Origin of the sequence: Exilibacterium tricleocarpae (genome assembly GCF_007004655.1) — a bacterium.
Classification (GTDB): Bacteria; Pseudomonadota; Gammaproteobacteria; order Pseudomonadales; family Cellvibrionaceae; genus Exilibacterium; species Exilibacterium tricleocarpae.
The window spans coordinates 1-15,297 of the sequence record NZ_ML660107.1 but is presented as its reverse complement, the minus strand read 5'-3'; the positions used below and the strand labels follow the sequence as shown (position 1 = coordinate 15,297).

Genomic DNA, 15,297 nt, shown 5'->3' with positions numbered 1-15,297 from the left:
ATTTGATCTTTTTCGCTGCTTCACTTAGCGGAGTGATTAGATTGTTAGAGCGCATTCTAATAAATACCTTACCATCTAAACGGATTACCTTCTTTAATAACATAACGCTCATCTAATTCGGTTCTATTGAGTCCGACGGTTGCAGAAACAGGAGGTGCAAGACCAATACCTGCACTCAACCCTCCTCCAGCTTCCGCCAACTCTAAAGCTCCGTCTTTAGTCTCGTTAAAGGCGGCCGTACCAACAGCGCCAACCCCCACACCAGGCTTAATATCGACGCCGACAGATACTGTGGTCACCTCGCCAATCGCACGCTCCAACGGTAATCTGGAGATAGCTGTGCCCCAACTCATGTTAGCGCCAAGCTCAATTGAGATACTAAGATTCGTTTCATTAGTCGTATAGACTGCGTAAGTGCCATCTCTCTCCCTACCGATAAAAACACCTGTACCCTTGCCATACTGAACAAGCCCCGCCCCTGCCGCACCCCCAGTAAAGCCTACATAGCCTCCCTGATCTCTCATGTAGAGTCTGTAATTACCCCACATAATTGCCCGTCTGTAAGCTTCTTTACTATTACCGCGGAGTTGGTGCATAAAAACGGAGTCTTCTTGTTCTATCGCATATTCCCACGTATAGGGCTCAAATAAATATGTAAAAATATTTCTGCTTCCTACCGGCGTCACCGCGCGGCCACGAGTCGAGATTGTGATGTCCACAGCAGTTGCACCGGCTTGGTTAGCATGGCCGCTTCCTCCTGATCCGCCACTGCGTCTACGGTCACCTCTAACCGCTCGTTTGATTTTATCCCAGGTTCTTTTAACGGCCTTTTTAAAGTTATTCCAGGCCCGTGAAATCGCTCTGCCCACCCGTGTCTCGGTAATATGACCCGTGGGGTCGGTATACTTCATCGGGTTGTTCCATACGTAGCTGTAACGGTTGTAGCTCTGGCTGGCACGAGGTTCCTGGATGATCACATCGGCACTGATAAAGCGCGCCAGAGTGGCATCGTACATGCGGCCATTCATATGAATCAGATTCACTTCCTGTACATTCTCGTGACCGGTATAGCCCTTATTGGTGTAAGGCAACTGAGTCAGATACAGCGGATCTTCAAGGGTCGCCGTGGACTTCCAGGGGAAATCCCGGAGTTTGCCCCAGGCATCAAAGCTGCGCCGGTCAACCACATTGGCGTAGGTGTCGGTAATCAGATCGACACTGCCCATAGCGTCTTTATGCAGGTAGCGGGTTTGCGTACCATCGGTGCTGGAGACAATCCGCTCCGCCACTAATTGACCCGCGGCATAGATATAGTGTTTTTCTTCCGTATCGCCGTTGGCCTTGTCGAGCTTTTCCACCAGGCCCAGATACAGTGTGATGTCGCCCAAATGGTTGACCTTTTTGTACCGCGCACGATCGGCGCCGTAGGAGAAGGTCACTGAGCGACCGTTTTGGGTGATGCGGGTAGGCTTGTTGAAGCTGGACCATTCGATGCTGCGGCCAGCGCCGCTGGTCATATTGCCGTTGGCGTCATATAGATAGGTGTTATTGCCCGCACGTGTCACCGCATGAATGCCCGCGCCGTTCTGACCGTAGATATAAACACCCACATCACTTTTGCTGGTGATGTTGCCGTAAACGTCATACGTCAGGCTTTGGGTGGTATTGAGGTCGGTAGTGGTGTTGTACAGGGCACTGGTCACCGTCGATGAGGTCAGACGTTCCAGCCGGTCGTAGTCAAACTCTTCGTGAATATCGTTAATCATATCGTGACGCAAGGTCACATTATCGTAGGCGTCGTACTCATATTCCAGATGGCGAACGGCATTGATACTGATCAAGCTGCTGTGGATGCTTTCCAACTGGCCGCTACCCTGATTGTAGGCGTAGTCATTGACGATGCCGTTGCCGTAGACTTCGGCACTGATGCGACCGGCAGCATCTACATCGGCTGCCCGCCAGTAGGTAATGGTATAGCGATCCTGTTCACTCTGGTAATCGCCATAGATCTCGGCGGAAGCCGTCAAGGCAGTGGCAATGGCAAAGTTATTGTCGGCGGCGGCCAGGGTTTGTTCAGCCAGTACCGTCAGTTGTTCCATGATGCTGACATAATCTGACACCTGGGTATTGATCAGCGCAGTAACCGTTTCCAACTCTGCAATGGCGTTGTTCAGGTGCCCCATAAATTCCGGGTCGAGATCAACCGTGCGCAAGGTCTCCGTTCTGTTAAAAGGAATCACTGCGCCACCAGGCAGGCTGACAGCACCTTCTGCTACTGTACGTTCCTCTGTATGAATTCCCCGCGGCTGGCCTTTGGCAATCTCACTCTGCAGCATACTTTGGTGCGCAACCAAGTCGGCGGTCAAAGTGCCTGGGTCTTGCAATTGTCGATAGGCGGTTTTTAGGTGTTCGTATTTTTCACCCAGCTCCCGTAAGGCTTGAGCCTTCGCGGCATAGTCATCGGCCAAGGCAACCGCGGCGCTGACCAAAGGCGCCAGTTGATCGTAGTTGTGCGTCTCAGCGGCATAACGAAAGCCTTTAACGGCTGACAGAAAGCCATTGCCGTTGTACACATTGGTGGTACTGAAGCGGTGTTGACCAGGGTAGACGGTACGCACGGGACGACTGAACTCGTCATAGGTCGTGCGGGTGGTAAAGCTGCCGGCATCTGTAATTCGGGTAGTAACCGATACTTGTCGACCTTTGCTATCGTAGCCATAATCCTTGGTAATGCCCCGAGTTTTTTCTTGCAGCAGTTTACCCACGCTGCCCTCAGCGGCATCGAGACCGCCATAGGTCCAGGTGCTACTGCCCTCGGGTTCGACGCGCCGGACCAGTCGCCCCAGGCTGTCATACTCCATGCGACTGACTTGACCCTTGGCATCGGTTTGACGGATTAATTCATCAAAGCCGTTGTAGGCGTATTGCCATAGCCCCATATCGGGATCATCCATCGCCACCTTACGACCATATTCGTCATAGCTTAGGGTGATGGTGGTATCCGGATCGCTATTGACCCGGGTAGTCAGCAAGTTGCCGTCGCTGTTGTAGGTATAGTCGATGGTGCTGCCTTCCTCTTCCTCCACCCGTACTTTTTGGCCCAAAGCATTGTGTGTGGTTGTGGTGGTCAGGGCATCGGGCCCGCGACCTACGGTGGTGACTAAGCCATCGTACTCGGTAGTGGTATCGACACGGGTGCCTTGAGGACCCGGTCTGCTGACGCGAATCGTGCGCTCCATGGTGTCGTATTCGGTACTGATCCAGGTTTTGTGATCACCTTCGTAGTAATCGTGGCTAACTCGACTGACCAAACTGCGGGCGTTGTACTCGGTATCGTTAAAGATCTTGCGGCCATCGAAGCCCACTTTAATGGTGCGCAAGGGTCGATTAAGTCTGTCGTACTGAGTAGTCACGGGTTGGCTGCCGGAAATCCGGGTGATCTGACAGTGGTAGGCTCCGGGCATGAGAGCGCCACATTCACCACTGCCGGCCAGGCGGCGTTGGGTGTGAGTGGAGACGCCATCGGAACGCGCTTCCTGGGTTTGGCGACCAAAACCGTCGTAATCCCAAATGGTGTAGAGCCCATCCGGATCAGTTTTTTCGGATACCTGACCTCTCGTGTTGTAGGTGTAGGTCGTACATTCGTCGAGTGCATTACACTGACTGGTCATACGGCCAACAGCATTATAAGAACGCGTCGTGGTACGCTCACCAACGTTTGGCACACCCACTTGTTGACGAACAACATGACCATAATCATCGTGCGTCAATACGGTAATGCGAAGATTCTCGCCACTGTTTGCGCCGACGATGCTGGTGGTTTGTCGCAACCCGGTATTTGGGTGGTACGTATGCGCCGTGATGCGCTCTTCATCATCCGCATAGGGGCTGCGGAAGATCACCCGGGAACGCTGCAATTGCCCAATATGCCATTGGACTTCGTTATTGGCGTATTCATTCAGCGTAATCTTTGAGAAGGTTTCATTGTTGGCCGTATTGATAACATCCATACGACCCACATTGCCAAAGTTATCAATATCCCGGCGCATAACCACCTGACGCTGGAACCACTGGGATTGTCCCGGCTCATAGCTCATATGGTCTTCGCGAGTGCGGTTTATCTGATAAACACCCGGGTGAGTCTCTTTGACTTCATGGGTAAATGCTTTGCGGGAAGTTCGCACATACTCGCTTTGCGGCCGATAGCGCTCCTCCTCACCAAGAATTCTCCCAGTCCAGGGGAAGTCACGCTGGTCAAAGTTGAGGTAGCGGCTTTTATAAACACGCATACTACTGCTGCTACTGCCATAAAAACCTTCTACATAAGACTCCGTCACTTTGGCGTAACCGTAGCTACCTCGACCCTGTAGATGAGCTTTAAGTCCTTCATAGTGATACATGGTTTTCTTAACAAAGCGATGACCATTAGCATCGATACCATTGTATTCATTGACACTGCTGACCACTCGCTGGGGGCCTATCTGATCCACCAAAGGAAAAGCCGCATCGCTGCCTTTGGTATACACGGCAGGGTTACTCAATGGGTTGTAATTAATGCCAATACCCTTGTCCTGGGCATCGGTAATGCCGGTTAAACGGGAAATGGCGCCGCGGGAGAAGTTAATCGCAACTCGGCGACTTTTGCGGGTGTTATTTTGCTGCCAGATAATATCGCCAATACCATCGTTATTGGCATCCTGTACGCCGTAGAAGTGGGACCAACGATTAAGATCACCTTTTAAGCCGAGCGAGCGAGCCGCTGCATAGGTACCGTTGGCGCGGGCAAAACTGGCAGATAAGCGACCGCGCTTATCCAGGTAGTGATTTTCATCGTCATCGTAGGGGCGGTGTTCCCAGACCATATCCAATAGACCATCGCTATTGATATCGTGGAAACCGGCAAACACGACTGTTCTGCTGCTATTCAGCGCTGCATCGCGACTGAACACAGTGGGTCGATAAGTACCATCACCTTTTGCCAGACTCACCTGAGTATGCGCGCGCCCGGAGCTGCGGCGTGACCACACTAAATCGGACAGGCCATCACCATTGATATCTTCAAGCCCCTTAAACCCCACCCTGTTGTCCCCCCAGGCGGAATTGGTGCTTAAGGTGGTGGAAATGAAAGCGCCATAGCTGCCATTGCCCTGAGATAAACTCACGCGGGTATGCAGCCCCGCACTGCCATCGTATCGCCAGATTAAGTCCTCTAAGCCGTCACCATTGCTATCCCCAACACCCACAAAGTTCCAACCGCTGTGAGACCAATTGTGTGGATTAACCTGGCTTTCAATCAGCTCCCCATAGGTGTTGTCTCCCTGGGCCAAGCTCACCGCAATGGTATTGCGAGTAGCATGTCTCCAGACCATATCAGACCAACCATCGCGATTGGTATCGTGAAAACCGGCAAATTTCCAGTCACTGTAGTTACCACCGGGTGATACGGTAGTTTGCCTTAAGCTGTCAAACTGACCGTTCCCCAATCCCAGTCTTACAGCAATTTTCTTTACAGAAGCATCACCGCTATGCCAAACCGCATCGAGATTACCGTCGCCATTAATATCCTCCAGACCAGCGCTTTTCCAGGTGGTGCCACTGACGCTGGCACGCGCCTGAGTCCTCAGTGAACCAAAGGATCTATCACCATTGGAAAGGCTCACTCCCACACGTAAACCTTCTGTATGGGTACTCAGCCAAACCAAATCAGCCAGGCCGTCGTTATTGACATCCGCGACTCGAGGGGTTGACCATCTGGATGTGGCGTAGTTACCGCTGGCCGGTTTGCTGGTTACATAGTTGTTTGACACCGAATCGCGGGTACCTAATGCCGCTCTCACCCAGATTCCCCTGCTGCTATTCTTCGCCATCAGGATATCGCCAATGCCATCGCCATTGACATCGTGGACACCCTGCAGATAAAAGGGGTCGTAATCACCGATACGAATGGTTTTGTGATACTCCCTTTGAAAGGCATTGGCATTACCGGCACTGGACCAGGTAAATTTGGTATCTCGCAGACAATTGTTCTGGGGATCACAGGCGGTGATAGCTTTAATACGAGAGTATCGGTCTACCTCACCGGCCTCGTGATAGGTTAGGCGGTAGCTCTGTAGCGGTCGCGCGGCAACCGGGCCTGAAAAGTAACCCTCAATCAACCCCTGAATATCAATTTGACTGACACGACGGGACATTGAGACTTGCTGCCCATAGGCGTAGGCGGTGGTGACATCCGGGCGCTCTTCGTAGACAAAAGAGATACTGCCACTGGGATAATCCACTTGATTGAGATATTGAGTACCTCGATTATCGGTATAAGCGTAGGTGATGGGATTATTACCCGTGGTGTCGTTTTGCTCCCGCAATGACCATGTAACAGTACCCTTAGGGAAAAGCTGGGAGGCGTTACTACCTCCGTAAGTCATCACTCGACCAGACTTGGTTTTAACTACCCAGTATTCGGGATTATAGTCTTCGCCGCCGTAAGAAATAATCTGTGCAAAACTATCGATTTCGGTGCGGTACTCCGCACCTACTTCGCCATGATCACCATTGATGGGCACCAGGCGCTGACCATCAAGACAATAACGGTCATCCGCGTCAAAATTTACTCCACCCCAGAAACCATCCTGGTCCAAAGTAGCCTGACAGCGGCTGATGACCGACAGGCCTCCCAGGTTCCAGCCGATACCCATCACACCATTACCGGCCTCACCGGAAAAATGCAGCGATAGCTGCGGCTGCATGCCCCCGCGACCCGGGGCCACATCAATGGGGATGGAGTAGTGGGCCACACCATTAGCCACCGTTAACTCACCTCCGAGAGTACCAACCGGATCAGATTGGGATAATGCGTATTGAGTGGTGAATAAACCGACGACAAAAGCAGTTAAAGAAAGCAAGAAACGGGGCGTCGAGCAAGACATTATAGTTATATCCTGTAGTGAGAATTAGTTCCGTCGAGACTGGGATGGGCATCAAATCAGTGAGGCAAATTTAGGCATAGCCAGAATGGTTAAACAACTACGCGACTTCGTAGTTCTCAGGTGTATTTGACACCTTATACAAAAGTGAGGAGAGAGACTTAAACCATTTCAACTGCCGCTTTACCAAGCATTAGCTACCCTTGGTTATACCGGCTTCTATGATCGGGTAGCTGCTTATTCACGGCAGTGGCAAGTCGGATGGATTTAGGGGATTCTCATTGTACATAAAGGCAAGCGGATCAATGACGCCGGGTAGCAACAATGGCACAGATCGGCGCCTCTCCTGAGACTACAATCAAAACCCTATGTCCAGGGCAGTGGCTGGGTGTCATCAGATGGTTGGGCCCGGGAGCTTAAGGCAAGCACACTGAATTGGACATTAGCTGTCAATATAGCATTATTGGTTTTACCAAAATACAAAACGTATAAATAGTTTTTGGTCTGGCGCAATGAGTAGTATGTTATTACCAATGCCGGTTTTCTTCGCTGACAACCACCTATTTTCTAAATATATCTGGACCTTCAATCCTAAAATCACAATAATTAGCCGAGCTAATCAACGCTATTACGTTGTAGTCGAGAGGCACTAATGGTAGCCATGTTGTATGGGAGGGTGCATTTGCTAAAAGACAGATCATATTGGTATGTCCAATTTAAACATTGAGGTCGTCATTATTGGTATGACCTAAGCCTCTGTAGCCGATTTCCCACATTGGTCGCTCAAATTCATTCTGGATATGAGGGATCAGATTATGAAAGGAGTTTTTTTATCGCTTATTAAGCGATTTACGATTTTTTTTGCAGTAGCCGTTGTTTCCGACGCCTATGCGGTTGAGCCGGTATCCGTCAGGGCATCGGCGAATGATGGCAATGTCCCCGCTAACACGCTCGATAATTCACTGTCGACCCGTTGGTCTGCCGAGGGCAACGGTCAGTGGATTGAATACGACTTAGGTGGGACATTTACCGTAACGAATCTGGGCATTGCCTTTCATAGAGGCGATCAACGTACAGCGACCGTTGATATTCAGGTTTCCTCTAACGCCACTGCCTGGACCACTGTGTGGAGTGGCGCGCAGCCCCGGTCGACCCTGAGCCTGCAAGACTTTGATGTCACCGATACCGCGGGCCGCTATGTGCGCGTCGTTGGTTATGGTAACACCAGTAATAACTGGAACAGTATCACTGAGGTGGAGATTAATCCCAGCATTACCCCACCTGATCCACCCGCTGGAGTCACCGCGAGCGCGAGTTCCGATGACGGCAATGTGCCGGCTAATGTGTTGGACGGTAACCTGAACACCCGTTGGTCCGCCAACGGCGACGGTCAATACATCACTTTTGATCTAGGTTCCCTGCAGGTTGTGCGTTCCCTGGACGTCGCGTTTTACCGGGGCAATCAGCGCACTACCAATTTTGAAATTCACATGGGCGCGACGGTTACGCAGTTGCGGCGGATGTTTACAGGTACCAGTTCCGGCGCCAGTTTAAATCCGCAAACCTTTGACTTTCCCGATATGCCGGCGCGTTTTGTGCGAATTATCGGCCGTGGCAACAGTGAGAATTCCTGGATTAGTTTAACCGAAGTCGCTCTCTCAGTCGGTGGTGATGTGAACGATTTGCCTCCGGTCGCGAGTTTTACCGGCCCGGATATGGCGGTTATCGGTAGCGCCATTAGTTTTGACGGATCGGGTTCTTTTGATCCCGATGGCGGTATGATTTCTTATTCGTGGACATTTGGCGATGGCGGCACATCGACAGTGCAGTCGCCCTCCCACACTTACTATGTGATAGGTAACTACACAGTCGCACTGACGATAAGCGATGATGAAGGTGATATTGCCACGGCGACCCAGTTTGTCGAGGCCAGCGATAACCGCAAGGACCCTATTGCGATCATCGCCGGGCCAGCCAGTGCGCAGGTTGACACAGTGGTTAACTTCGACGGTAGCGGTTCCACTGATCCGGACGGCGGTGTGATCACAGTCTATGCCTGGGACTTTGGTGACGGCACCACATCGACAGCCGTGTCTCCGCAAAAAACCTATACCGCCACCGGTGTCTATACCGTGTCGTTAACGGTGACCGATGACGAGGGTACCAGCGCCACTGCCAGCAGCACTCTTCGCATCTCCAGTGTTAACCCCGCCAGCGATTTGTGGCCGTTAATCAACCCGAGCTTTGAGCTAAGCACCTCGGAAGGGGGCTGGCTGGAGGACGACAGCGCCGGTGTGGTATCTATGAACGGTACCTCTAACCCGCAGCCACCTAATGGCGGTCGCCTGTTGAGGATTAAAGGCAACGGTGGTCTGATCAAACAGGCGATTTATAAGCCGATAGCGGGGCATGTTTATGAAATCACCGCGTTTATCCATGGCCATGGCACTATCGGTATTAACGATATCGGGTCAGACACTGTGTATGAAACCTCAACCAACCACGGCAGCGGCTGGCAGCAGGTATCAGTGACGTATGTGTCCACCGGTTCACCGGCGTTGGTCTACGCAAAATACGGTCCCGGCAGCGGCGACGCCCTGTTTGATATGTTTGCCGCCCACGATATTTCAACGCCGGAGGATTTGGCCAAACCGCCGCCACCTAAAATCATGCGTTACGCCTCACAGGTACTTGATTTGTCATGGTGGAAGATCACCCTGCCGATTAATAATGCGATGGAGATCTACACGCCGGAGCTGCTGACCTATGAACTAGACCCCTGGTTTAAACTGGTACAGGACGCCGATGGTTATGCCGTGCAGTTCAGGGCGAATCACGGCGGCGCGACGACCAGTGGTTCCAGCAATCCGCGCAGCGAGTTACGTGAGATGATGCAAAATTATCATTTCCGAAATTCCAAAAGCGCCGCCAAGTGGAGCAATACCCAGGGCGTGCATGAAATGTGGATCAAGCAGAAGGTGACGCGCCTAACCTCGGTGAAACCCCATGTGGTGGTTGGCCAGATTCACGATGGCGGCGATGATGTCACTGTGTTCCGCATTGAGGGCCTGCTGGGCGAAGGTGGCGACTGGGATAACAACGGTACGCCCGGTGTATTGGATACCCATGCCAAGCTCTGGATTACGGATGGCAATAACCGGCACGGTTATCTGGTCGATGACAACTATGAGTTGGGCACGGTGTTTACGGTGAAGTTCATCGCTTCCAACGGGAAAGTCGAGTATGAATACAACGGCCAGAGGGTGCCCTATGTGCATACGGAGAATTTTTCCGGCGCTTACTTTAAGCTGGGTAATTATACCCAGTCACATAACGGCACCGCGCCTGGTGAAAGTAATGACGCCTATGCGCAAACCTATGTATACGATTATTACATTAGGCATCAAGAGTAGATGCGCTAGCGCACGGGTAGTACTTGAGTGACATAGCCCCCGGCCCTTGCCGGGGGTTGTTTATATTTACATTGTGCAAAGACGACTAGATCGCGAACGCCACGGCGGTGGCCTGCCCGATACCGGAACTCGCCCCGGTAATAATCGCCACTTTTTCTCGCATGCTCTGATTCATTCCCAGTCTCCTCGTTGTTCGCCGCCAATAATGGCAAGCAAATACCGGTTAAATACCGCGCACAACCGAAAAGACTCCATCCTGGGAATGCCTGTCCCAGACACCAGACACGTGTCCCAGACATGCCTTGGGGACGCCTAGAGTGGCACTGCCTTAAGCAAAAGTGTGCCAATTAACCGGGATCAAACAGTACCAATCCGCTAGGACAGGCATCAACAATCCATCTGTCCCCACCCCGGGAGTGCCTGTCCTAGATACCCTCCCAGATAGGGACCGCAAGTGCCCCACCTAACGTGACCACGCACGTGAATTCCTCCCGCAACACTGGGTTGTCACTAAAACACAATAAAAGTGACACAAAATCGCCATATGACTGTAATGACTTCACATGATCATCCCGGTCATGAAATATTCGACCCTGATAGTGATTTTCGGTGCAATCCTCTGGACTGCACCCGGCTCAGCGACACCCGACGCTGCCATCCCAACGCTCCCGCATCCCTACTACCTCGCGCAACCTGACAGCGCCCCGACGCGCCTGCTCGCGCTGGTGGAGATTCCCGCTGGCTCTTTCACCAAGTATGAGCTGGACAAGCGGACGGGGCACGTGGTGGTTGATCGCTTTCTCACCACACCGACAGCCTATCCGGCTAACTACGGCTCGCTGCCGTCGATATTCGCCGAGGATGGCGATCCCGTCGATATCCTGATTTTCACACGCACGCCGGTCGCGCCCGGTGCCTTGATTGAGGTGCGTCCCATCGGTTCGCTGCGCATGCGTGACCGCGGCGAGGCAGACGACAAGATCATCGCCGTACCGGCAGACGATGTAGACCCCTTCTACCGCGCTGTGCGCGACATCAAAGACTTGCCGGCCGAAGCCCGCGCCGGCATCGAAGCATTCTTTCGCAACTACAAATCCAACGATCCCGCCGACCGGCGGGTGACGACCCACGGCTTTGTCGGCGAAAAGACCACACTCGAGGAGCTGAAACGCTATCTCGGCCACATCCCTCCATCGGAAGCCACACAATGAGTCAGACTCCCCCGTTTCGACGCTCGCTGATCACCACTGCTCTTTTGCTTTCCTCCGCCTCGGTCGCCGGTATTGCCATGGCAGACAGCACGCTGCGCGGCTATATCACCGACGCTTCGGGGGCACCGCTTGCCGGGGCCCGCGTTACCGTTGCCGGAACGCCCCAGTCTGGCTTCACCGACCACACGGGACGCTTTACGATCCGCAACGTCGATGGCACGGATGTGGAACTGAGCGTGACTTATGTGGGTTACGAGGAAAAACGCAAACGCATCGACCCGACATCTGATAACGCAGAAAACCTGTTGATCATCCTCGGCAGGCAGGGGCAGCAAATGGAAGAGGTTCTCGTGGTCTCACAGCGTATTGCGATGAACGATGCACTGAACCGCTACCGCGCCGCTGACGGCATCAGCAAATTCGTCTCCGCCGATGATATCGGGCAGTTTGTAGACCAGAACGTGGCGGAGAACCTGCAGCGCCTGCCGGGCATCAGTATCACCCGCGATCAGGGCGAGGGCCGGTTTGTCAGTGTTCGCGGCGTCGGCGCCGGCCTCAGCAATGTCACCATCAACGGCATGCGTATCGGCACGCCCGAAGACGGTTCACGCGCTGTTCCGCTCGATATCATTCCGTCGGGTTCGGTAGACCTGCTGGAAATCAACAAGGTGCCGACACCGGATATGCCCGGCGATGCCGTTGGCGGTACCGTTGATGTGCGCTCCGGCTCGCCCTTTGCACGCCGGGGCGATGACAGCTTCAATTTCGATTACCGCGCCGAGCTGTCCTATAACGAACTCGGCGAAGAGACCAACCCCGCGGGCGGTCTCAATTTCAGTAACGTGTTCAGTATCGCCGGCGGTTTGGACAACCTGGGCGTTGCGGTAGGCGCGAACTACCAGAGGCGGGAGTTCGAATCAGATAACCTGGAAACCGAATACGACTACGTCGAAGTCGGCGGTGTCGAGAGGTTGGCGCCTATTGAGGTCCAGCAGCGCAAGTACTTTGTCGACCGCGAGCGCCTGGGGGCCAACCTCAATCTGGAATACCGGCCGGATGACGACAACCGTTATTTTGTCGATGCCCTGTTCAGCCGTTTTACCGACGAAGAAGTGCGCCAGCGCAGTATTTTTGTGCTTGAGGACGGGGAACTGGTTTCCTTCGACGGCAGCCGCGGTCGCTACGAAGGCATCGCCGAAGATGGCTTCCGCCGCCGCATCCGCAACCGCACCAAGGAGCAGGACACTTTTGCAATCTCCTTCCGCGGTGAGCACCTGCGTAATGACTGGACCTTCGACTATCAGGTTGGCCACTCCATCACGCGCGAATCGGTGCCGGACGAATACGAGGGCCGCTTCGAGAAAACCGGCGATCCACTGGACGCCGATTTCGTGATGGGCAACGGCAAGTTGACGACGACGTTCTTCAATGCCGGGGTGCCGGATACCTCCCATCGAATGAATACGGGCTACGTTCTCGACCGTGTTGTAGTAGAACCCATTGAGGTGGACGATGACGATACCAACTTCTCGTTCAACGCCGAGCGCGCCAACGCTTTCGGCAATGCAAACCTGACCCTGAAAGCAGGTGTCGATGCGCGCATGAAGAAGAAGGACTCCGACGTTGATGAGTTCGAGCTGCGCGACGTACCTGATCTCGGACTCGAGCAGTTTACCAGTAACTCACCGGGCTATGGTCTTGGCGATCTTGGTCCGGGCATCAGCGCTTCGCGGTTTCTGGACTTCTTCTTCAGTAACCGCGATCAGTTTCGCGAACGCCCCCAGGATGTGGATGAGAATCGCCAGTTGCGGCTGGGTCAGGACTTCGTCGCCGACGAGAACGTTTATGCCGGCTACGTGATGGCCACGCTGGATCTGGGCTTGTGGCGCGTCATCACCGGCGTGCGGATCGAGCACACCGATTACTCCGCCGACGGCAACCAGATCGAAGTCGACGCCGACGGTAACGTAGCGGTAGCCCGGCGCTCGGTAGGCAACGATTACAACAATGTCCTGCCGGCACTGCACATACGCTATGAGCCACGGGAGGACGTAGTGGCCCGCGCCGCCTACACGAAGACCGTGTCGCGCCCCTCTTTTAGCGATATCTCGCCGCGGTTCGAGATCGACCGCGATGACTTTGATATCGAAACCGGCAACCCGGATCTGGATCCCTTTGAGTCCGATAACTTTGATCTGCTTCTCGACTGGTATCCGGGCAACAATGCGCTGGTTTCCTTAGGTATATTCTACAAAGACGTCGATAATTTCTCGGCTGACTTCACCACACCCGGCGAAGGGCCCTTCCAGGACTTCCAGGTGACGCGGCCGATGAATTTCGGCAATGCAGAGATACTCGGCCTGGAAGCCAACGTAGAACTGGGTATGGAGCTGTTGAACCCGGCGCTTTCCGGTTTTCTTATCGGTGCCAATGCGACCTTTCTCGACACCGAATTCGATTTTGCAGAACGTCCCGGTGAGACCTTCCGCCTCCCGGGCGCCGTGCACCGCAATGCCAACCTGTACCTGGGTTATGAGAGCGGCCCCCTCAGCTTGCGGATCAGTTACTCCGAAAGGGGCAAGTACCTTGAGGATATTGGCGCTGATCCCAACTTCGACATCTGGGTGGCGGACAGCACCCAGTTGGATGTGGTCGCGAGCTACCGGTTGACCGAGGCATTCAACCTGCGCCTGGAAGCGTCCAATCTCACCGATGACCCCCTGGAGCTTTACCAGGGCAGCAAGGGCAATACATTTCAGTTCGAGGAGTACGGGCTGACCTATTCCGTCGGGCTGACAGGGCGTTTTTGAAGTTTAGTGGTAAAACAGCTCCAGCTCACCGACGTTGTTCTGGCCGCAGATCCCATCGCTGTCAAAGTTGTGATGGTTGATTTCCATCGCTTCTGTGACGGTGGCACCGCGCATAGTGTTTTCGAACACTATGCGCTCAATCAAACTGGAAAAGCGCCGTTTTTTAAGTCATTTACTAGTGTTCTAGAAAATAAGTAATGGTTTAACTTTATTTGCAGCCGCTCCCTCGAGAAATGGATCTGAGGCCGCGACATATTTCATTCAGCTCCCCACTCCGTCGGGTCAGTCCTCGCTCGGTTGATACTTTTGGAGAAGCGACAGTGCGCCATACAACTCTGACTTGCCGGTTTTGTAGTGTCCGGTTTTATTTGCCAGGTTATTCATTTACTCGTTAGTTGATCGACCAACTCGTGCAAGTGGTTGACAATGTAATCAGGTTTGGTTGCATTAGGATAGAGCGTGGTACCAGGTCTTCGAATAAAAGCTGTCTGCAAACCTACTGCCTTAGCACCGGCCAAATCCCAGGCATGAGCGGCCACCATTAATGCCTCCTGCGGTTGAATATCCAGTTCTTTTAACACCATCAGGTAGGGCTTGGGATGCGGCTTAAAGGCTTCTACGTCTTCTACACTAAATCGCTTGACGAATAAATTTGTAAGACCTGCATAGTTAAATTGAGCTGCGACACCAGCAGTCGATGAATTGGTTAGACTTACCAGGTGAAATCCGTGCTCGCTAAGCGCTTTTAGACCTGGCTTAACATCTTCGTGTGCAGGAAGTTGGGTAATCATGCTGCCAATGGTTTTTTTCGCTTGTGCTAGGGCCTGTTCACACTAATCAGCCTGTCGGCGATCAGTGAAAAGTTAATGAAAAACCTGAAAACCACATCAAGCTTGTCGAATCGGCTAAAGATTCTTCGGAATCCTTTCAGGCGTCGAAACAG

General features: G+C 53.1%; 6 protein-coding genes. 3 read left to right on the top strand and 3 right to left on the bottom strand.

What is annotated here, in order from left to right; genetic code table 11:
- Positions 1–68: 68 nt before the first annotated feature.
- Positions 69–6,803: an FG-GAP-like repeat-containing protein gene (locus FKG94_RS23795; protein WP_179957788.1), complete on the bottom strand. Its 6,735-nt coding sequence runs from the start codon at positions 6,801–6,803 to the stop codon at positions 69–71.
- 932 nt (positions 6,804–7,735) lie between these two features.
- Between FKG94_RS23795 and FKG94_RS23790 the strand changes: the two genes are divergently transcribed.
- The 3 genes from FKG94_RS23790 to FKG94_RS23780 all read left to right on the top strand — a co-directional run bounded on the left by FKG94_RS23790 (position 7,736) and on the right by FKG94_RS23780 (position 14,354).
- On the top strand, positions 7,736–10,333 hold the full coding sequence (locus FKG94_RS23790) for a PKD domain-containing protein (protein ID WP_179957787.1): 2,598 nt from the start codon (positions 7,736–7,738) through the stop codon (positions 10,331–10,333).
- Positions 10,334–10,896: 563 nt separating this feature from the next.
- The gene (locus tag FKG94_RS23785; protein ID WP_142929455.1) at positions 10,897–11,544 is read left to right on the top strand and encodes an inorganic diphosphatase; all 648 of its coding nucleotides are present in this window, start codon (positions 10,897–10,899) and stop codon (positions 11,542–11,544) included.
- Entirely contained in the window at positions 11,541–14,354 is a 2,814-nt protein-coding gene (locus tag FKG94_RS23780; RefSeq protein WP_142929454.1) for a TonB-dependent receptor, read from the top strand. Before FKG94_RS23785 ends, FKG94_RS23780 begins: the two co-directional genes overlap by 4 nt.
- Positions 14,355–14,357: 3 nt before the next feature.
- Here the strand turns inward: FKG94_RS23780 and FKG94_RS28805 are convergent, their stop codons facing one another.
- Together FKG94_RS28805 and FKG94_RS23775 are read right to left on the bottom strand one after the other, a co-directional pair.
- On the bottom strand, positions 14,358–14,498 hold the full coding sequence (locus FKG94_RS28805; RefSeq protein WP_179957786.1) for a hypothetical protein: 141 nt from the start codon (positions 14,496–14,498) through the stop codon (positions 14,358–14,360).
- Positions 14,499–14,734: 236 nt separating this feature from the next.
- Entirely contained in the window at positions 14,735–15,145 is a 411-nt protein-coding gene (locus FKG94_RS23775; protein WP_142929453.1) for an HAD-IA family hydrolase, read from the bottom strand.
- Positions 15,146–15,297 lie beyond the last annotated feature (152 nt).

Excerpts from the sequence above, each read along its gene's own strand:
- FKG94_RS23790 (WP_179957787.1), top strand. The coding sequence starts at position 7,736 with ATGAAAGGAGTTTTTTTATCGCTTATTAAGCGATTTACGATTTTTTTT.
- FKG94_RS23785 (WP_142929455.1), top strand. The coding sequence starts at position 10,897 with ATGATCATCCCGGTCATGAAATATTCGACCCTGATAGTGATTTTCGGT.
- FKG94_RS23780 (WP_142929454.1), top strand. The coding sequence starts at position 11,541 with ATGAGTCAGACTCCCCCGTTTCGACGCTCGCTGATCACCACTGCTCTT.
- FKG94_RS23775 (WP_142929453.1), bottom strand. The coding sequence starts at position 15,145 with ATGATTACCCAACTTCCTGCACACGAAGATGTTAAGCCAGGTCTAAAA.